1 protein-coding gene is annotated in these 375 nt (G+C 66.9%); it reads right to left on the bottom strand.

Annotated elements, in window-relative coordinates; translation table 11 throughout:
* Positions 1-340, bottom strand: a 340-nt coding sequence (locus DBR23_RS31610) for an ABC transporter substrate-binding protein (RefSeq protein WP_233250706.1), incomplete at its 3' end; no start/stop codon positions are given.
* Positions 341-375 lie beyond the last annotated feature (35 nt).

The following is a 375-nucleotide window of genomic DNA, read 5'->3' as shown; positions in this document are numbered from 1 at the left end:
CCGCCAGCGTCACGCCCGAGGCCCAGGTGCCCAGCACCGCCTGCACCTTGTTCACTTCGATCAGCTTCTTGGCGGCCAGCACGGCCGCGTCGGGCTTGGTCTGGTCGTCTTCGGTGAAGAGTTCGAGCTTGCGTCCACCCGCGCCGCCCGCGGCATTGACCTCATCCACGGCCAGGCGGATGGCCTGCTGCATGCCCGGGCCGTAGGGGCTGCCTGCGCCGGTGATGGGCGTGAGCGAGCCAATGCGGAACACCTCACCTTGCTGGCTGAAACCGATGGAGGGAAGGAACTGCAGAGCCGCTGCGGCGCCGCCGAGCTTGACGAAATTTCTACGTTGCATGGTGATCTCCGGTAGGGGGTGGGATGGGGGTGAGG

Origin of the sequence: Acidovorax sp. HMWF018 (assembly GCF_003061035.1) — a bacterium.
GTDB lineage: Bacteria > Pseudomonadota > Gammaproteobacteria > Burkholderiales > Burkholderiaceae_C > Acidovorax > Acidovorax delafieldii.
Note: the sequence above shows the minus strand (reverse complement) of the source record. Positions and strands in the feature narration are given on the sequence as shown.